The 20,613-nt window shown below is 34.1% G+C and carries 19 protein-coding genes; 8 read left to right on the forward strand and 11 right to left on the reverse strand.

All coding sequences use genetic code 11. From position 1 onward, the window contains the following. Positions 1-47 precede the first annotated feature (47 nt). Positions 48-542, reverse strand: coding sequence for a hypothetical protein (locus tag H593_RS0107605; protein WP_028871901.1), 495 nt, complete (start codon positions 540-542; stop codon positions 48-50). Between the two features lie 53 nt (positions 543-595). Beyond that, entirely contained in the window at positions 596-1,810 is a 1,215-nt protein-coding gene (locus H593_RS0107610) for an aminotransferase class V-fold PLP-dependent enzyme (protein ID WP_028871902.1), read from the reverse strand. 108 nt (positions 1,811-1,918) lie between these two features. Here H593_RS0107610 and H593_RS0107615 point away from each other — a divergent pair, with 108 nt between their 5' ends. The 3 genes from H593_RS0107615 (at position 1,919) to H593_RS0107630 (ending at position 3,538) form a co-directional block, all read left to right on the forward strand. Beyond that, entirely contained in the window at positions 1,919-2,257 is a 339-nt protein-coding gene (locus H593_RS0107615; RefSeq protein WP_037051762.1) for a PadR family transcriptional regulator, read from the forward strand. After that, positions 2,254-2,682 carry a hypothetical protein gene (locus H593_RS18700; RefSeq protein WP_037051765.1) on the forward strand — a complete coding sequence of 143 codons (429 nt, stop codon included), beginning with the start codon at positions 2,254-2,256 and terminating at the stop codon, positions 2,680-2,682. The genes H593_RS0107615 and H593_RS18700 overlap by 4 nt, the downstream gene beginning before the upstream one ends. A 604-nt stretch (positions 2,683-3,286) precedes the next feature. Then, complete coding sequence (locus H593_RS0107630; RefSeq protein WP_028871905.1) at positions 3,287-3,538, forward strand: hypothetical protein; 252 nt, start codon at positions 3,287-3,289, stop codon at positions 3,536-3,538. On the opposite strand, the gene sufD is transcribed toward H593_RS0107630, so the two are convergent. The 5 genes from sufD to H593_RS0107655 form a co-directional block, all read right to left on the reverse strand. Continuing rightward, positions 3,516-4,829: a Fe-S cluster assembly protein SufD gene (gene sufD, locus H593_RS0107635; protein ID WP_028871906.1), complete on the reverse strand. Its 1,314-nt coding sequence runs from the start codon at positions 4,827-4,829 to the stop codon at positions 3,516-3,518. The genes H593_RS0107630 and sufD overlap by 23 nt on opposite strands. 89 nt (positions 4,830-4,918) lie before the next feature. After that, positions 4,919-5,671 (reverse strand): Fe-S cluster assembly ATPase SufC, encoded by a 753-nt coding sequence (gene sufC, locus H593_RS0107640; RefSeq protein ID WP_028871907.1) that lies wholly within the window; start codon positions 5,669-5,671, stop codon positions 4,919-4,921. 1 nt (position 5,672) lies between these two features. Next, positions 5,673-6,104, reverse strand: a complete 432-nt coding sequence (locus H593_RS0107645; protein WP_028871908.1) for a hypothetical protein — start codon at positions 6,102-6,104, stop codon at positions 5,673-5,675. A gap of 84 nt (positions 6,105-6,188) precedes the next feature. Then, on the reverse strand, positions 6,189-7,637 hold the full coding sequence (sufB, locus tag H593_RS0107650) for a Fe-S cluster assembly protein SufB (protein WP_028871909.1): 1,449 nt from the start codon (positions 7,635-7,637) through the stop codon (positions 6,189-6,191). 21 nt (positions 7,638-7,658) lie between these two features. Then, the gene (locus tag H593_RS0107655) at positions 7,659-7,988 is read right to left on the reverse strand and encodes a HesB/IscA family protein (protein ID WP_028871910.1); all 330 of its coding nucleotides are present in this window, start codon (positions 7,986-7,988) and stop codon (positions 7,659-7,661) included. A 561-nt stretch (positions 7,989-8,549) separates the two neighbouring features. Between H593_RS0107655 and thiL the strand changes: the two genes are divergently transcribed. Then, positions 8,550-9,602 carry a thiamine-phosphate kinase gene (gene thiL / locus H593_RS0107660; protein ID WP_028871911.1) on the forward strand — a complete coding sequence of 351 codons (1,053 nt, stop codon included), beginning with the start codon at positions 8,550-8,552 and terminating at the stop codon, positions 9,600-9,602. A 336-nt stretch (positions 9,603-9,938) separates the two neighbouring features. On the opposite strand, the gene H593_RS0107670 is transcribed toward thiL, so the two are convergent. The 3 genes from H593_RS0107670 to H593_RS0107680 form a co-directional block, all read right to left on the reverse strand. Next, on the reverse strand, positions 9,939-10,208 hold the full coding sequence (locus H593_RS0107670) for a hypothetical protein (protein ID WP_028871913.1): 270 nt from the start codon (positions 10,206-10,208) through the stop codon (positions 9,939-9,941). Positions 10,209-10,284: 76 nt separating this feature from the next. Beyond that, complete coding sequence (locus H593_RS0107675; protein WP_028871914.1) at positions 10,285-10,551, reverse strand: hypothetical protein; 267 nt, start codon at positions 10,549-10,551, stop codon at positions 10,285-10,287. 52 nt (positions 10,552-10,603) lie between these two features. Beyond that, complete coding sequence (locus tag H593_RS0107680; RefSeq protein ID WP_028871915.1) at positions 10,604-11,389, reverse strand: alpha/beta fold hydrolase; 786 nt, start codon at positions 11,387-11,389, stop codon at positions 10,604-10,606. Positions 11,390-11,469: 80 nt separating this feature from the next. On the opposite strand from H593_RS0107680, the gene H593_RS0107685 reads away from it, so the two are divergent. Together H593_RS0107685 and brnQ are read left to right on the forward strand one after the other, a co-directional pair. After that, entirely contained in the window at positions 11,470-13,020 is a 1,551-nt protein-coding gene (locus H593_RS0107685) for a serine hydrolase (RefSeq protein ID WP_051229658.1), read from the forward strand. After that, positions 13,021-14,328, forward strand: a complete 1,308-nt coding sequence (gene brnQ / locus H593_RS0107690; protein ID WP_028871917.1) for a branched-chain amino acid transport system II carrier protein — start codon at positions 13,021-13,023, stop codon at positions 14,326-14,328. Between the two features lie 58 nt (positions 14,329-14,386). Here the strand turns inward: brnQ and H593_RS0107695 are convergent, their stop codons facing one another. After that, positions 14,387-15,679, reverse strand: coding sequence for an aminopeptidase P family protein (locus H593_RS0107695; protein ID WP_028871918.1), 1,293 nt, complete (start codon positions 15,677-15,679; stop codon positions 14,387-14,389). Between the two features lie 114 nt (positions 15,680-15,793). Here H593_RS0107695 and H593_RS0107700 point away from each other — a divergent pair, with 114 nt between their 5' ends. Together H593_RS0107700 and H593_RS0107705 are read left to right on the forward strand one after the other, a co-directional pair. Then, complete coding sequence (locus tag H593_RS0107700; RefSeq protein ID WP_028871919.1) at positions 15,794-17,599, forward strand: T9SS type A sorting domain-containing protein; 1,806 nt, start codon at positions 15,794-15,796, stop codon at positions 17,597-17,599. 124 nt (positions 17,600-17,723) lie between these two features. Beyond that, positions 17,724-20,564 (forward strand): VPS10 domain-containing protein, encoded by a 2,841-nt coding sequence (locus H593_RS0107705; protein ID WP_028871920.1) that lies wholly within the window; start codon positions 17,724-17,726, stop codon positions 20,562-20,564. Positions 20,565-20,613: the final 49 nt, after the last annotated feature.

Raw genomic sequence — 20,613 nt, forward strand, 5'->3', positions numbered from 1 at the left:
TTGTCTATTTGACCATTATCTTCCAAAAACACAAAGATACAATATCTCTATTGTTTCTCGAACATAGTTTTAATTGATAACATCTTTTCTACTAGTAATCCAATTGATTTTGGAGCATTCCCATGATCAAATGCGACTGTTCTATAGGAATCCTCGCCATTAGTGATTTCAAGGGTTGCTATAGCTGCTCCATCAAATTGATGTCTTATTGATGGTGCCTCCAAATCTGGTAGCGTTTTTTCGTCAAGTTCATCTATAAGTTTCATAAGGTCTTCCTTTTCCTCTTTTGGAATTTGATGTGTCGAAATAGCTTTTAAGGTGTTATCTGAAGTGTACTTTATAGAATCGCCTTCAATCCAAATTTCTAAATAAGAACCTCTTGTAACAGCGCGATAATTAATTTTCATACCCTTTTGCATTTTCCAATTAGAGCTTTCTGTAGTCGTCGCTTCGGAAACGTTCTCACTCGTCAATTGTGCTTTGTTTTTATCACAGTCCTTAGTTGATATCAACATCAAGAGAACACATATTATTAGTTTCATAGTTTTAAGTTTTACTATTTATGTTAGTAATAACACAAAAAAGAAGCCAAAATTTAAGAAAGCATCATTTTTGCGGTCTTAACACCTTCAACCAATGCATCTATTTCTTGCTTCGTATTATAAAAGGCAAATGATGCTCTAACAGTTCCTGGGATTTTATAAAAATCCATAATAGGCTGTGCGCAATGGTGACCTGTTCTAACGGCAATACCCATTTTATCTAGAATGGTACCTATATCATAAGGGTGTATACCTTGAATATTAAAAGAAATTACAGAGGTTTTTTCTTTTGCCGTACCGTATATTTTCAAACCTTCAATATCTAAAAGTTGCTGAGTAGCATAATCTAAAAGTTCATGCTCATAACTAGCTATAGCGTCAAAACCAATCCCATTCAAATAATCTACTGCAGCTCCAAAAGCGATACCTCCACAGATATTTGGAGTACCTGCCTCAAATTTATGAGGTAAGCCAGCATAGGTAGTTTTCTCAAAAGTAACTTGATCTATCATCTCGCCTCCACCTTGATATGGCGGTAATTTGTTAAGCCATTCTTCTTTTCCATAGAGTAAACCAACACCAGTTGGCCCACACATTTTGTGCGCTCCTACAACATAAAAATCAACATCTAAATCTTGAACATCTGGTTTGATATGCGGACAAGATTGTGCGCCATCAACAAGAACAGCAGCACCAACCTCATGTGCCATTTCAATTATTTTCTTTATTGGATTTATGGTTCCTAAAGCATTAGAAATATGATTTACGAACACTAATTTTGTTTTTTGTGAAAGTAGGGCCTCATAATCACTCATAATCAATTCCCCTTGCTCATTCATTGGGATCACTTTAAGAGTCGCACCTGTGCGCTCACATAACATTTGCCAAGGCACAATATTACTGTGATGTTCTAGAGCCGAAACCAAAACCTCATCTCCTTTTTCTAACAGAGAAGAAAAGCTACTAGCTACTAAATTTATACCATGAGTTGTACCAGATGTTAGTATGATTTCATAATTGTGCTTTGCATTAAAATGCTTCTGGATTTTTAATCGTGCTCCTTCATATAAATCGGTTGCTTCTTGACTTAAAGTATGCACTCCTCTATGAATATTTGCATTGTAATTCGAATAATAATCAACAATCACATCAATAACCTGTTGCGGTGTTTGTGAGGTTGCAGCATTATCAAAATATATTAAGGGTTTCCCGTTTACCTTTCGATTTAGAATTGGAAAATCTTCTCTTATTTTATCGACATTTATCATAGTTGTAAAGTTACGAGATGTTTAATTAAAATGATATTCTAAAAACAAAACTTATGCATTTTTTAATAGTTTATTAAAATACATTTAAATAAAATGTATATTTGTAAAATGTATAGCAAAGAACTCACGAAAGGAACATTACAACCCATAATTTTAAAACTGATAGACAGTAGGGATAAAATGTATGGTTACGAAATAACACAAGAAGTCAAAAAATTAACCTCTGGAAAAATTGATATATCTGAAGGCGCTTTATATCCTATTCTTCACAAACTAGAAGCTAAAGGTGTTTTAGAGACAGAAAAAGTATATATAGGAAAACGCGTTAGGAAGTATTATAAAGTCACAAAGGATGGCAAAATGATGGTGACAGAAGTCACAAAAGAAATAAATGATTTTATGGACACCTTACATCTTATTTTTAATTCTGAAACTTTAAAATCATGATACTAACCGATCAACATATTAAATTTATTGAAAACAACTTAAATCTTTATGGTGTAAAATCTAAAGACTTAAGAGAAGACTTACTCGATCATATTTGCACTTATATAGAAACAAGTAATTCTCAAGATTTTGATGGTTCATATCAAGAAACACTTCAAAAATTTGGAGGTTATACTAGTTTTCAAAATCTGCAATTAGAGACAAATTTACAAAAATTTGCACTACATGCTATTCGATTAAAGCGTGTACTTCATTTGGCATCAACAATTGCTGTTCTGTTAATTATGACAGGATTACTTTTTAAAGTAATGCATTGGCCTTATGCCACAATACTTTTGTTTTCAGGATGTATAGTTTTCATTTTAGTTGTGATTCCAACATATTTCTATGATCGCTACAAATCATCAATCCACAAATTTTCATAATTCATTTACTATGACAAAATCATTTTATGTTCTGGGCTTTATTACTTTTTTCATCTTAGGTATTGGAGCCATGTTTGAATTTCTAACATGGCCCTACAGAGGAATTATCGTTTTTATAGGCTTCTTGTTTCTGAATTTTGGTTTAATCCCTAGTTACTTTTATCAAAAATATAAGCAATGTCAAAGTTAAAGATTTGTTGCATTGTCCTATTTGTATTTTACTATGCTAAAGGGTTTGGGATTGCAAATTTAGAACACATCATAAAAAACAGAGACTCTCAATTTTTAGTTTAGCATCTATTAGCAAACAATTTACATCTGCTGTGATATGGACATTGACCAAAGACGGGAAGTTAAGTTTAGATAATACGATACTTCAATTTTTCCCAAGCTTTCCAGAACATGGTACATACAAACTATACTATTTTAGCATTAATTATTGAGAAGAGATCTAATCAAATTGTAAATATGTTGCTCATTTCAAAAGAAAAAGAATCAAAAAAAAACAGATAAAGAGGATCTGATTGTGTCCTTTGGCTGAACACTATTTTATTTTAAACCGGCCCACCTAATCACAAAATCGTCTTCTGGTTTAAGCGAGTACGTGGGTAACTATTTTTCCGAAGAATTAGAAACTAACTATACTTTTGCATTAGAAAATAAAGCACTAAAATTATCTTATTATAACAACTTAGATATAACCCTTTACCCTGTTGAAATTAACAAATTTGGGAACCAAAACAGAACATTATATCATTTTACAACCAACAAGAGTGGCAAAATAATAGGCCTGTTGTTGTCTTGTGACGGACAAGTAAAAAACATTGAGTTTCTTAAAGATCAAACCCAAGATTAACGCCTAATTTGTTAGCAATAATCTTAGTAATACGTTGTTTGATTTCAGGGATTTTAACTGAATTTAAAACGTTATTACTAAATGCAAACATTAATAAGGCTTTGGCTTCTTTTTCTGGAATACCTCGAGAACGCATATAAAACATGGCACTTTCATCTAATTGACCAATAGTACATCCGTGAGAACATTTTACGTCGTCTGCAAAAATCTCTAGTTGAGGCTTGCTATTAATTGACGCCTTATCACTCAATAATATGTTATTATTAGACTGAAACGCATTTGTCTTTTGAGCTTCTTTATTTACAACGACTTTTCCATTGAAAACACCTGTAGACTGATCTCCGAAAATGCCTTTATAATCTTGGTGGCTCTCACAGTTAGGCTCTATATGATGAACCAATGTATTATGATCTACGTGTTGCTTGTCTCCAATAATAGTGACACCATTTAAAGTGGAGTCTATACGCTCTCCATTTTGGTAGAATTTGAGATTGTTACGTGTTAGCTTACCTCCAAAAGAAAACGTGTGAACTGAGGCATGACTCTCACGCTTTTGATTGATAAAGGTATTATCAATCAACGACGCACTTTGTTTATCATTTTGGATTTTATAATAGTCAACAATCGCTCTTTTATTAGCAAATATCTCTGTAACGCTATTAGTCAACACAGGATTTTCTGTCAAACTTTGGTGACGTTCTATAATTTGAACATGAGAGTTTTCGTCAACAACAATTAAATTACGTGGTTGTAACATTAACGCCGATTCATTTCCAGTAGAAAAATGTATAATTTGAATTGGTTTTTGCACCAATTTATTCTTCGGAACATGAATATAAGCACCCTCTTTAGAAAAAGCAGTGTTTAATGAAGATAAACCATCTTTTGTAGCAACTTTATTAAAATAGTTTTCAATAATTAGTTGATACTTTGGTTTTGATAGAGCAGACGACATCAAGCATATATCTATTCCGTCATGAGTCGTTTGTGACAAATGAGAGGAGTATTTACCATCTATAAAAATGATTTTATAACTATCAATATCGTGTATAAAGTATTTTTTTACATCATTATATTCTATCGCATTCTCTTGTTTAGGGAATACACTATAATCATGCTTCAAAATACTTTTAAGTGAGGTATATTTCCAATCTTCTTCACGCTTGGAAGGAAACCCTTTATCTTCAAAAATCTCTATGGCTTTGTCACGAACATCATGGACAGAAGAATTAACATCTACTGTGTCTTCAAATGCCATATATGACGATACTAATTTATCTTTTAATTCCATTATTTCAGTCTTCAGCTTTCAGTCTTCAGTCTTCAGTCTTCGCAAGTTTATTAAAACTGCTTACTGAATACTGCCTACTGCCAACTAGTTTATGCTTCAACTTCTTCTTTAATCCAATCGTAACCTTTTTCTTCTAGCTCATGAGCTAACTCTTTAGTTCCCGTCTTTACAATACGTCCATTATATAAAACATGTACAAAATCTGGAACGATATGGTCTAATAACCTTTGATAGTGTGTAATAACGATTACCGCATTATCTTTACTCTTCAATTTATTAACGCCATTAGCCACAATACGTAAAGCATCAATATCTAAACCAGAATCTGTTTCATCAAGAATTGCTAATTTTGGTTCGAGCATTGCCATTTGAAAAATCTCATTTCGCTTTTTCTCACCTCCAGAAAATCCTTCGTTTAAAGATCGTGATAAAAACTTTCTATCAATTTCTAAAAGCTCAGATTTTTCACGGATCATTTTCAACATATCTTTTGCTGGCATGTCTCCTAGTCCTTTTGCTTTTCTATTTGCGTTGATCGCTGTTTTTATGAAATTAGTGACACTAACTCCAGGAATCTCGATTGGGTATTGAAAAGATAAAAACACACCTTTGTGAGCGCGTTCTTCGGCAGATAATTCTTCAATATCTTGACCGTCTAAAAGAATTTGCCCTTTTTCAACATCGTATTCATCTTTACCCGCAATTACCGAAGCCAATGTACTTTTACCGGAACCATTTGGTCCCATAATAGCATGTATTTCTCCTGCTTTTACTTCTAAATTGATTCCTCTTAAAATACCTTTACCTTCTACACTTGCGTGCAAATCTTTTATTTCTAACATACTATTTGTTTCCAATTTTTATAACATCGTTTGCCTCAGGATTAGGAGGCGAAACTTTCAAAATTTCTTTAATCTCAATTTTATCTTCCCAACCTTCTTCGTTTGGATTTTTTTTAAACATGCGACCTCTAATAGTCACAGGAACCATATCTGTATCTTCTTTTTTAAAAGCTTTTACTTGGCCTTGCAATTCGTGCATTTTATCGTTGAGAATTACACCATACATTTTTGTTGACGTTTTTAAAACGGCTGCCTCTTCGTAATAAATAAAATCACCTTGAATTGCAACTAACCCATCGCTTTGCTTTATTGTTTTACCATCCTCAGCCACGATTGTTTGATTGTCAGCAGTCGCCTCAGCTTCTGATTTCTTCTCACCTTTACAGCTTAACGTTACTGCAAAGACTATAAGTATTAAAAATGCTTTTTTCATAGTCATCTTCCATGAAAATGGAAGTCTTATTAATTAAACTTCAACCTAAGTTTTAAAGAGTCCCATTGTCAAGGGAATAGGTTTCTAGCCTACAGATCCCTCTAAACTTATCTCTAATAATTTTTGAGCTTCAACAGCAAATTCCATTGGTAAGTTATTAAGTACCTCTTTACTAAATCCATTAACGATTAAAGCAATCGCTTTTTCAGTATCTATACCTCTTTGGTTACAATAGAAAATTTGATCTTCACCAATTTTACTAGTCGTAGCTTCATGCTCTATTTGAGCAGATTTATTTTTTACTTCTATGTAAGGAAACGTATGAGCGCCACACTCATTACCCATTAACAAACTATCACATTGAGAGAAATTACGAGCATTTTCTGCCCTTGAGCTTATTTGCACTAATCCTCTATATGAGTTTTGCGATTTCCCAGCGGAAATCCCTTTAGAAATAATCGTAGATTTTGTGTTTTTCCCTAAGTGAATCATCTTTGTACCCGTATCGGCTTGTTGATAATTATTAGTCACTGCAATAGAGTAAAACTCTCCTACAGAATTATCCCCTTTTAATATACAAGATGGATATTTCCAAGTTACCGCGCTTCCTGTTTCTACCTGCGTCCATGAAATTTTTGCGTTTGTCTCACATATACCTCTTTTAGTTACAAAGTTGTAAACACCACCTTTACCTTCAGCATTTCCTGGATACCAGTTCTGTACTGTAGAGTATTTAATTTCGGCATCGTCTAAGGCAATCAATTCTACAACTGCTGCATGTAACTGGTTCTCATCACGACTAGGTGCTGTACAACCTTCTAGGTATGACACATAACTACCTTCATCTGCAATTAGCAGTGTTCTTTCAAACTGACCAGTTCCTGCTTGATTGATTCTAAAATACGTAGAGAGTTCCATTGGGCAACGAACGCCTTTTGGTATGTAACAAAAACTTCCATCACTAAAAACGGCGCTATTTAAAGCGGCATAGAAATTATCTTTCTGAGGAACAACAGTTCCTAAATATTTTCTCACTAATTCGGGATGCTCCTTGATAGCGTCAGAAATACTCATAAAAATGATTCCCTTCTCTCCTAAAGTCTTTTTAAATGTTGTTGCTACAGAAACTGAATCTACAACAATATCCATTGCTACATTATTCATCTTCTTTTGCTCATCAACAGAGATACCCAATTTTTTATACATTGCTAGTAAATCTGGATCTACATCATCCAATGTTTTATTTGGGTCCATTTTTGTTGGCGCAGAATAATAGGCAATCGCTTGAAAATCTGGCTTTTTATAATGTACATTAGCCCATTCTGGCTCAGTCATTTCTTTCCAAATTCTAAAAGCTTCTAATCGCCATTCTGTCATCCATTCTGGCTCTTCCTTCTTTTTTGAGATTGCTCTCACGACATCTTCATTTAAACCTATTGGGAATGTTTCAGATTCTATATCAGTATAAAAACCATATTCATATTCTTTGGTTTTTAATTCTTCTCTTAAATCATCCTCTGTATATTTAATCATGCTTAGAGTTTATTATTAAAATTAAAGTGAAAATGATTCTCCACAACCACAAGTTCTATTGGCATTAGGATTGTTAAATACAAATCCAGCCCCATTTAAACCTCCCGAATATTCTAAAGTAGTCCCTATTAAATATAGAAAACTCTTCTTGTCGACGATTATTTTTACATCATTATCTTCAAAGACTTTATCATCTTCCTTTTGCTCATTATCAAACTTTAAATCGTACGATAGGCCAGAGCATCCTCCACTTTTGACACCAACGCGTACATAGTCTGAAATAGCGTTAAAACCTTCGTCTGTCATTAGTTCAATGACTTTCTTTTTAGCTGTTTCTGATACTTTTATCATTTGTTATATAGATATTGTCTAAATAGAGTACAAACATACGACATAAGTCTATTTTTACCATACGTCCTAACATAATATTAGTAAATGACTGCATAAGAAATTGTAATGCATAAAAATTAATCTGGCATCAGTTAAAAGGAATAAAATAATGTTGATTTTTTACACGGAAATGTGCCTTCGAGAATACTGACTTTGTAAAATAAAAAGTTCCTGTAAAGCGGTTCTAATTTCTTTATTTTTAAAAGGATACATATTTAAATTATCAAGATCGCAGTCGTCTTGATTAGACTGGCAAGTGACACAAGCTAATACATGTGCTTTTTTTGTTTTTCTTGAGGTATACCTTAGGTTATGTCCAAAAATGGAACACAACAACCGATTAGTAGTAGTTCTTTGCATAGTAGGTTAATAAGATTTGGGAAGACTAAAGTAACTCTTTTTTTTAAAAATACCGATTAAACACATTTTTTTTCGTTGAAATACATATTTTAAAATTTCTATTCGCCTTAAAAATACCTTAAATCTATACCTTACTACAAAAAAGCTGCCTATTTTTGCACCATGATAGAAGATAAAAATCAACAACGTACGGCATTAGAAAAACTTGGAGAATTTGGCCTTATAGATCATCTAACCAAAAACTTTGAAATCAACCAAAAATCTACAATTAAAAGTATTGGAGATGATGCTGCAGTTTTAGATTTTAAATCTAAACAACTAGTGGTCACTACAGATTTGTTAGTAGAACATGTGCATTTTGATTTAAGCTATGTGCCCCTTAAACATTTAGGCTACAAGGCTGTAATGGTGAATTTAAGTGATGTGTATGCCATGAATGCTAGTGCCACTCAAATTACAATCTCTATTGCTGTATCTAATAGATTTCCTCTAGAAGCTTTAGAGGAGCTATATGCTGGAATTGAAACTGCTGCCAAAATTTATGACATAGACGTTATTGGCGGCGATACAACCTCATCAACTACTGGTCTCATTATTTCTATTACTGCTATTGGTGAGATTGATGCAAAAGACGTGATATATCGAAGTGGTGCAAAACCAAATGATTTGGTTGTTGTTTCTGGAGATATTGGTGCTGCCTATATGGGCTTACAAGTTTTAGAGCGCGAGAAAGAAGTATTTAAAGTAAACCCAAAGAATCAACCAGATTTAGATCACTACGCGTATATTATTGAGCGACAGTTAAAACCAGAAGCAAGAAGAGACATTATAGAGCTTCTTAAAAAATTAGAGGTTAAACCAACGTCAATGATTGATATTAGCGACGGCCTTTCATCTGAAATCATGCACATCTGCAAACAAAGCGAGGTTGGTGTAGCCATTTATGAAAATAAAATCCCTTTAGACCCACAAGTTATTTCGGCATGTGAAGAATTTAATATTGACAGTACTACAATCGCCTTAAATGGTGGTGAGGATTATGAGTTATTAATGACGATTTCTCAGGAAGACTTTCCAAAAATAAAAGGCAACCCAAACATAACTGTAATAGGTTATATAACAGAAAAAGCTAGAGGTATGAATTTAATCACTCGAGATGAACAATCAGTACCAATTATAGCGAAAGGATGGAACTCTTTAGAAAATCAAGAATAAGATTTTTTGAATTTTAAGCGCTTTTTATAAAGATGCCTTAGGGTTCTATTAATTTCCTTACGCCTATCAGTTAAAGGAATTGTCTTTCCTGTATCACTCGTCGTAAATTCTTTATGACAACGAATACAATTATATTCTTTGACAATCTGAGTTACGTTTTCCTTAACGACTAGTTCGTGATTAAAAAACTTACAAAATAAATGTTTCAAGATTTAAGAGTTTTAGGTATTTTTAATAATACTCAAAACGAATAAAAGTTAAAAATTTATCGCGTTAAACTATTACTAAGTATGTACTGTTACTAATTTTACAATAGATATTTATACAAATGAAATGCTATGAGAAATGAGGCGTGAAATTTAAAACCACATCTTCATGTGTTTTTAAATTTCCGTTTTGTTTTATTCTAGCGACTCTTCTATTGTGAATTCTGGATAAGACAGAATTGATTTCTTTATATTTTGGAGTTAGAGGTGTTAAATGACCATTTCCACTTGTTGTAACTTGAGTGTTACAATGAGAACATTTGTATTCTTTTACGTGATAGGTAACATTTTTTGAGACTTCATATTGATGTCCAAAAAATGAGCAGTAGAGGCTTTTCATCTTATGTTGATATTAGATATTAATTTTAGAGGATTCCTAAATATATGAAAACTAAATACTAACGTAAGGTTTTACCTTAATAAATCGATGAACTGAATGATTCTTGCTTTAAACGTGACATTCTTCGTGTATAAATGTCTGCTAAAATGATATTAATCTCTTCATATTTTGGCGTGAGCTCTGTGAGCTTACCATTACTGTTTGTAGTTAGCTGACGCTTACAACATTTACAGGTATATTCTTTAACGTGAGAGGTTACTTTTTTAGTCATCTCGTAATTATGACCAAAAATATCGCAATAAATTCTTAATGGACTCGTAGTCTTTGTAATAGCTTTTTTCATGGCAGTTTAGTTTGAGGACCATAAATTTATAAAAAAAAGCAACTTAAAACGTTTATAAGTGTGTAAATTCGATTAAATGCTTAATTAAGTAAGATAATTCCGATTTATTTTCAATATAACTCATATGACCATATGATAATTCTTTATATTGAATATCTGTGTCTTCAATTTCACTTATAATGAGTTCTCCGTCAATAACAGGATCTTTTTTTCCAATAATGATAAGTTTATGAGCGTCTAAATTCTTAAAAAAATCAAACTTATCTTTTCTTAAAAGCATCCCTTCTTGACCTGCGATATAGCCTTGTGGTACCGTTTTTAAAGCCTCATCTATTGCCTTGTCAATATCCTTTCTATGAGTTACTCTACTTTCCGAAGAAAATAAATTTGCTACAGACATCCTTACCATACTTTCAAAATTAGTCTGAATCATTATATTCGCTCTCTTACGCAATGCCTTGCGCTCTTCATCATCTGCGTGATAGGTAGAATTCATAAGACATACACATAAAATAGCCTTTGGGTTTTTCTCCGCAATAGCTAGAGCCACATATCCACCCATGGAGTGTCCAATTAAACTATATGTTTTAAGTTTTAAATGATCCAATACTGCTAATGCAGCATCTCCCATGTCTGTCATCGTATGACTGTAGCCCAAACAATCTGTTTGACCATGTCCTAACAAATCAATACAAATAACTCTTTTGTTTTTTACAAATAGAGGCTTAATATCCTTCCACATTGTTGAGTTAGCTAAAAAGCCGTGCAATAAAATGATAGCGTCACCTTGACCTTCATCTTCATAATAAACAGGAACCCCCTTATACTGTAAAACCATAGTGACAAAGATAATATTTGAATAGATTTTGAACCTAAGTATTTAGTATATTTGACCATAACTATTATAAAGTACATCTTATGCTTTTAAAAAAATGTCTTGCCATTATTGTACTCTTTTCGTGCTTTAACACTTATGCTCAAATTGAAGAACAACAGTTAGATGAACTTATAAAAAAAACACTGACAACGTTTGATGTTCCTGGGATTTCTGTTGGTATTTTAAAAAATGGAGAAATAATCTATGCCAAAGGCCATGGTGTACGCTCACTTACAAATAAAAAAGACATGAATGAAAACACCTTAGTTGGTGTGGCTTCAAATAGTAAAGGGTTTACCTGTTTTGCACTGGCGATGATGGTAGGCGAAGGCAAACTTAATTGGGATGATAAAGTACGTAAACACATCCCAGAATTCAAATTATATGAGGCTTGGGTAACTGAAGCGTTTACAGTAAGAGATTTAGTGACACATCGCAGCGGAATGGCTCTAGGTGCTGGAGATTTAATGTTTTTTCCCGAAGGAAACAACTTTGACGTCAATGATGTGATTTCAAATGTAAAATATTTAGAGCCTAAAAGTTCTTTTCGTAGTGAATTTGCCTATAATAACAACATGTTTATCATCGCTGGTGAAGTCCTAAAACGCGTTAGCGGTTTATCTTGGGAAGAATTTATCGAGACTAAAATAATGAAACCTGTTGGCATGTCCAATAGTAAGGCGTCTTATAATCGTGTAATAGATCGATCTAATATTATTGATGCGCATACCAGAACAGACGGTGAAGTTGTTCAAATTCCGCATGACTGGAGTGCAACTGCAAACCCAGCTGGAGGGATTATAAGTAACGTTCCAGACATGTTAACTTGGGCAAAATTTTTAATGAATGACGGAGTCACTTCCGAAGAAAAAAGACTCCTAAGCACTGAGCAGTTGCATGAACTTTGGCAATTGCAAACGCCTTTAAGCGTGAAAAAAAATGACTCTTATGATTCTAATTTTAAAGGTTATGGTTTAGGTTGGTTTTTGACAGATGTAAAAGGTGGTCACAAGCAGGTTTATCATACTGGTGGATTGCTTGGTACTGTAACGCAGTTTACGATGATTCCAGATTTAAATCTAGCCATCGTGGTACTTACTAATCAAATGGTAGGCGCAGCTTTTAATACGATTACAAACACCGTAAAAGACAGCTATTTGGGCTACGACGATAGAAATTGGCTCAAAAATTATGGTGATAGAAACACCAATTACATCACTTATAATGATAGTATTAAAAAAGCAGTGTACGCTAAAGTAGCTCTAGCAGCTAAAGACAAAAATTCACCAAAACCCTATCAAATTACTGGCACTTATAGAGATGATTGGTTTGGCACTATTACCATCTCTCACAACGAGAAAAGCTACACTATAACCTGTGAGCGTTCCCCTAATTTGCAAGGCGAGTTATTGCCTTTTAATGCCACAACTTTTGTCGCTAAATGGAATAATAGAAGTTATGATGCAGATGTTTTTGTACATTTTACGTTTGACGAAACAGGAAACGCAACTGGCGCAACCATGAGTTATATTGCGCCAATTACAGATTTCAGTTTTGATTTTCATGATCTCAATCTTAAAAAGACCAACTAATTGAATTCTAGAAAAGAACTTCTCATTACTAGTTTTGGATTATTCTCTCTATTTTTTGGAGCAGGAAATCTATTATTACCACCACTTTTAGGCTACAATGCTGGAGAAAATTGGTTTTGGGTTGCTATAGGTTTTATGGTCACTGCTGTAGTAATCCCCATTATTGGTATTCTAGCTCATGCACGATTGCAGGGTACTTTATATGACTTCGGAAAAAAGGTGTCTCCTCAATTTAGTCTTATTTATTGCATTCTTATTTACGTGATTGCAGTTGCAATTCCGTCACCTAGAACTGCAGCAGCAACTCATGAAATTGCTATATTTCCCATATTTGGTTCAGACCCATTGTGGACAAGTGCTATTTATTTTGCTTTAGTATTGGTATTTGTTCTTAATCGTTCAAAAATATTAGGATTCATCGGTAAATTTCTAACACCTTTAATTGTGATTATGTTGCTTTTGGTGATTGGCATCGGACTTTTCTCTTCGGAAATGTTAACCTCTGCATCCCAATTTGATACACCTATCGCTAAAGGGGTTTTAGAGGGCTACCAAACCTTTGACGCCATTGGTGCTGTCGTTGTTGGCGCAGTCATCATTATATCTATTAACTTTAGAAATAAAGGCAGTTTTGAAGAGAAAAAAACACTCATTGCAAAGTCAGGTTGGATTGCAGGTTTTGGACTATTTATCATTTATGCTGGACTCATTTCGGTTGGTGCGTACTACGGATCAGAAATAAATATCAATGACGAATTATCTAGCGATATGCAACGCGCAAATTTACTTAGGAAAATTAGTATCGCCTCTCTAGGTGGCTTTGGAAATACCGTTTTAAGCATTTTAATTTCTCTAGCTTGTTTTACTACCGCAGTAGGAATCATTGCTGGTACAGCAGATTATTTTAAAGGCTTACTTGAGAATTCACAATTGGTTTACATCGTTACAGCAATTATTGCTAGTGTATTTGGAATCATTGTTGGACAGTTAGATTTCAATTCTATCATCATTGTTGCAGTACCAGTGCTTCTATTTATTTATCCAATCACGATCGTTTTAATTTTACTCAATGTGCTTCCCCAACGATTTTCAACACCTCTGGTATTTAGAGCAGTTGTTATTGTTACCTTTATCTTTAGTATTCCAGATGTAGTTAGTTTTATTTCTCCTTCGGAAGGATTGAAACGTATCACAGAATATATTCCTTTAACTCAGTTTAGCTTAGGATGGGTATTGCCTGCTTTAGTGGCTTGTTTGGGTATTGGATTATTAAATCCAACGGCTAATAACCAACTTTACGAAGATTAGCAACAACAAAAAGCCTAAATCAAATATTTAGGCTTTCAAATTTTTATCAAAAACTAATTTAAGAATTCATAATATCTTCAATCTCATCAGCTTCAATTGGGATATTGCGCATCAAATTAAAAGGTTCTCCTTTGTCTTGAATTACTAAATCATCTTCTAAACGAATCCCAAAACCTTCCGCAGGAATATAAATCCCCGGCTCTACGGTAAATACGTTGTTGGCTTGCATTGGTTCTGTTAGCATACCGTAATCATGTGTATCTAACCCTATATGATGTGAAGTTCCATGCATAAAGTATTTTTTGTAAGCTGGCCAATCTTTATCTTCGTTTTGCACATCGGCTTTATCTAATAGCCCAAGTCCTAATAATTCTGAAGTCATTAAATGTCCAACCTCAACATGATACTCCGCCCAAAGTGTTCCTGGTGTGAGCATTTTTGTTGCGTCGTTCTTAACACGGTTAACGGCATTATACACGTCTTTTTGACGTTTAGTAAAACGACCTGAAACGGGTATCGTTCTTGTCATATCACTAGCAAAATTGGCATATTCGGCACCTGCATCAATAAGTATAAGTTCACCAGCCTTGCACTGTTGATTATTTTCTATATAATGAAGCACATTTGCGTTTTTACCCGATGCAATAATTGGTGTATAAGAAAACCCTTTAGAGCGGTTATTTAAAAACTCATGCATAAATTCTGCCTCGATATTGTATTCCCAAACATCTGGTTTCACGAAATTCAATACGCGACGAAAGCCTTTTTCTGTAATATCACATGCTTTTTGCATCAAATCAATTTCAACCTGAGCTTTTACAGAGCGTAAACGTTGTAAAATAGGGTTGCTTTTTGCGACACTATGCGCAGGGTATTTATCTTTTAGCCATTTGGTAAAACGGTCTTCGCGAGTTTCGGTTTCTACAGAGGCTCTATAATGTTCATTGGTATTTATATAAACGGTATCGCATTGTGTCATGAGCTCAAACATGATTTTCTCCATGTCTTTGAGCCAATACACGGTCTTAATACCGCTAGTGTCTAATGCGGCTTCTTTGGTCAGTTTTTCACCTTCCCAAACTGCAATATGCTCATTCGTTTCTTTTAAGAATAGAACCTCTCTGTGATTTTCTTTTGGACAATCGGGAAACAAAACCAAGACACTTTCTTCTTGATCAACGCCACTTAAATAAAAAATATCACGATGCTGTGCAAAAGGCATTGTACTGTCTGCACTTATTGGATAAATGTCATTAGAATTAAAAACCGCTAAACTATTGGGTTTCATTTTAGAAATAAAGTTATGACGATTGTTGATAAAGAGACTACTATCTATTTTGTGATATTTCATGGCTGTAATTTTATAATGTAAAGGTAATTAGATTAAGCAATTTTATCGAATTATCGGTAAATTGTTATATTTGAGAGGAAATACACCCTTTTAAAAATAATTCAATTCCATACCATGAATAAAACGACATGCTCTACAATGTTATTAGCGCTATTCTTATCTATAGCCATGACAGTCAAATCATTTGCTCAAGAACTTATGGTGGAAGTTCCATTAAGCACCCAAGTACAATCATCTTCACAAATTATTGAAGGTAAAGTCCTTTCAAAATCATCATTTTGGGATAACAATCAACGCAATATTTATACAGTACATACCATTGAGGTTTACAAAGTATTTAAAGGCCAAGTACTTACCGAAACCATAGAGGTAGTTACTCCTGGAGGAGCAGTAGGCAATGACTCTGAAGTTGTCACTCCTAGCTTATCAATTAAAGTAGGAGACATTGGTGTATTTATGCTTCATAGCAATAATGTTGCAATTAGCAATGGGACCTCTCAAACTAAATTTAAACCTTTTGCCTCTTCCCAAGGGTTTTATAAATATGATTTATCTACAAATACTGTTTATAATCCTTTTATGAGTAAACAAGGGATTACCACAACCTTCTATAATGACATTAGATCATTAACAAATAATATATCTGTAATAGAAATGTCGAGCTTTGATGCTCAAGATATTTATAATAACAACATTATAAATCGCAATGTTGCTGGATCAGCACAAATCACAAATTTTTCTCCGACGACCTTAAATGGTGGTGTAAGGGATTTGTTAACCATAAATGGCGTGGGTTTTGGAAACACACAAGGAACGGTTAATTTTAGAGACGCTAATTTTGGAGGTAGTCAATACTTTACAGCCTTAGACTCGCAAGTGATAAGCTGGAATGATACTCAAATAGTGATTGAAGTTCCTTCTAGAGCAGGTACTGGAGATTTACAAGTTGTCACATCAACTTCAATTACACTTACATCTAGCGCGACACTTACTGTTTTTTACTCTCAGATTAACCCAGGAAATCCTGCCAGTGATTTCCAATCACAACATTTTAATCTTAACGGAAATGGAGGATATACTTGGCAAATGCATACAGAATTTAATGCTAATACAGCTGCTAATGCATCATTTCTAAGAGCGTTTGACTCTTGGGTTTGCACTACAGGAATCAATTGGGAAATTGGAGCGGTAACAGCTGTAGATATTATTGCCGATGACGATATTAATGTCATTCGTTTTGATGATGGTGCTGAATTACCCAATGGTGTTTTAGGTCGAACAACAACTCGATTTACTGCTTGTAGCAACCCTTCTTCTCCAGGAGGACTAGATGTTTTAGTGAACGAATTAGACATGGTGTTTAACGACGCATTTGTAGGTGACTTTTCAGCATTATCTTGGGAGTTTGGTCCTGGAACAGCGACTGGACTTGAAATTGATTTTGAAAGTGTAGCTGTTCATGAGTTAGGGCATGCACATCTATTGGCACATATTATCAATCCAGGTGAGGTTATGCATTTTGCAATTGCCAATTCTCAAAATAGTCGAGATCTTGGTGCTAGCGATTTGGCTGGAGCAGCCGATGTTATGGATAGAAATATTAATAGTCCCGCTTGTGGCACGGGAGCAATGATCGCCTCAGAATGTTCGTCACTTGGAGTAGATGATGTTTCTCTATTAGAGAACATTGCCATGTATCCAAATCCCGCAAAAAATAGCTTGAATATTTCTATAGCGCCATCATTAACATTAGAGCAAATATCTATTTATGATGCACAAGGAAGACAAGTAATTACTAAAATGCTACAAGATTCTAATAGACTAAATACTTTTGATGTAAGTGCCCTTAATACAGGATTATACTTTGTTATGATGACTGTGAATTCACAAACTATCAGCAAAAAATTAGTTATAGAATAATCACTTTATATAAACATTATTAAAAAAGGTATTCAATTATGTGTTGGATACCTTTTTCTTTTCTTCGGAGGAATCATAACTCATATTTAGTATCTTTAGTCCCATAATTCTAACCCTATCAACGATGCAAAAAAATTTACTATTTAGTTTTCTGATTTTATGTTCACTATCGCTAAATTCTCAACAACAGGATTCTAAAGCAACAGAAATTGAAGAAGCGCTCCAACAAAAACAAGAGTTATCAAAACAATCACTTGTAAAAAATGTGGCGTTTAAAAACATAGGGCCAACAGTAATGAGTGGTCGTGTTGTTGATTTAGCAGTTAACCCAGAAAACCCAACAGAATTCTATGTTGGCTATGCCTCTGGTGGTGTCTGGCACACTATTAATAATGGGACAACGTTCACACCTATTCTTGATACATCTCAAACCCAAAATGTTGGAGATCTCGCTGTAAATTGGAAAAACAAAACTATTTGGGTCGGTACAGGAGAAAATAACGCATCACGCTCTAGCTACGCAGGAATTGGGATTTTAAAATCCACAGATAACGGTAAGACTTGGAAAAACATGGGACTCAAAGATTCTCATCATATTGGTCGCATTCTCATCAATCCTAATAATCCTGATGAAGTTGTTATTGGTGTGACTGGTCATTTGTACTCTGCAAACCAAGAACGAGGTATCTATAAAACAACCGATGGCGGAATAACTTGGACGCAAAAATTATTTGTTGACGATATGAGCGGAATTATAGATGTCCAAACCAACCCAAACGACTACAATGTAATGTTTGCATCGTCTTGGACCAAAAACCGAAAAGCATGGAATTTTGATGGGAGTGGGAATAACTCTGCCATCTATAAGAGCACAGATGCAGGGACTACTTGGACTAAAGTTTCTACTGAAAAAAGTGGTTTTCCAACTGGTCAAGGTGTTGGTAGAATTGGATTAGCAGTATATGATAACAATATTGTTTATGCAGTTCATGATAGTCAGTTTCGCAGACCTTCAGAAGAAAAAAAGGAAAGCTCAAACATGTTGTCAAAAGATGATTTCAAAACGATGACAACTGATACTTTTCTAAAGTTAGAGGACAAAAGATTAAATGAATACTTGAAAATGAATGGGTTTCAAGAAAAATACAAAGCAGAAAACGTAAAACAAATGGTGAGAAGTGGCAACGTTGAGCCCATTGATCTCTCCAAATATCTTGAAGACGCTAATTTTATGTTATTTGATTCGCCTGTTATTGGAACCGAAGTTTATAAAAGCACAGATGGCGGTATTACTTGGAAAAAAACGCATGACGATTATTTAGATGATATTTATTACAGTTACGGTTATTATTTTGGACATATTTATGTCGCTCCTAACAATGCAGACAATATTTATATTTATGGTGTACCGATAGTTAAATCTAAAGATGGTGGTAAAACATACACGTCGATTAGTGCAGAAAATGTGCATGCAGATCATCACGCACTTTGGATCAATCCTAAAAACCCTAATCACCTCATCAATGGTAATGATGGTGGTGTAAACATTACCTATGATGATGGTGACAATTGGATTAAAAATAACTCCCCTTCGGTTGGACAGTTTTATGCTATTAATGTAGACAATGAAAAACCTTATAATGTTTATGGAGGTTTACAAGATAATGGTGTTTGGAAAGGTGCTTTTGGTGCTCCCGAAGATAAAAGCTGGCATCAAACTGGACAATATCCTTGGAAAAGCATTATGGGTGGAGACGGTATGCAAATTCAAATTGATAGTAGAGACCATAACGTCGTTTATACGGGTTACCAATTTGGAAACTATTACAGACTTAATCTAAAAACTGAAGAGCAAACTTATATCCAACCAAAGCATAAATTAGGAGAAACACCGTATCGCTTTAATTGGCAAACACCTATTTTACTCTCTCCTCACAATCAAGATATTTTATATCTAGGTGGAAATAAATTGATGCGTTCCATGAATCAAGGAACAGATTTTACAGCTATTTCTGGTGATCTCACTAATGGAGGTAAAAAAGGAAATGTGGCTTATGGTACGTTAACTTCAATTAGTGAATCTCCTTTTCAATTCGGGTTAATTTACACGGGCAGTGATGATGGATTAATATACCTTACAAATGATGCCGGTGGCAATTGGAGAAACATCTCAAAAACACTACCAAAAGATCTCTGGGTAAGTCGTGTTATAGCTTCAAAGCACAAAAAAGGAAGGGTTTATGCAACACTTAACGGTTACCGTTTTGATGATTTTAAGGTCTACGCTTATATGAGTGATGACTATGGGGAAACTTGGACAGACATTAGCTCTAATATTCCTTCATCACCAGTTAATGTGATACGAGAAGATTCTGAAAATGAAAACATTTTATATTTAGGAACCGATAATGGCGCCTATATCTCATTCAATAATGGAAACAATTGGGAAGCATTTAGCAACGGACTTCCAAATGTTGCAGTCCATGATATTGTGATTCAACCAGAAGCAAAGCACTTATTAATTGGAACACATGGTCGAAGCATATACCAAACAGACATTGCACCATTGCAACAAATGAATGCTGAAATGCAGTCTAAAAATACAACTCTATTTAAGAGTAATGACATTAGGTTTTCTTCACGTTGGGGAAGTGCATGGAGTAAGTGGTTTGATGCTTACGAGCCAGAAATAGACGTCACTTTTTATTCTAATGTTTCCGAAGAAAAAACAATGAAAATTTATTCTGAAAAAGGAGCATTATTAAACAACTTAACAGTTAAAGCAGACAAAGGCTATAATTACACAATATACGATTTAACTATTACTGAAAAAGGCCGAAAATCATTGCTCAAAGAAAACTCTAGTATTACTATTAATAAGGCTAAAAATGATAAGTATTACGTAGCAAAAGGTATATACACAATTCAAGTTGGCAATGAAAAAACAACATTTGAAGTAAAATAAAGCTATAAGTATTAGCACTATTTTAAGTACAAACGATCATTGGTCCTAT

The sequence above is a fragment of the Psychroserpens burtonensis DSM 12212 genome, assembly GCF_000425305.1.
GTDB classification, from domain to species: domain Bacteria; phylum Bacteroidota; class Bacteroidia; order Flavobacteriales; family Flavobacteriaceae; genus Psychroserpens; species Psychroserpens burtonensis.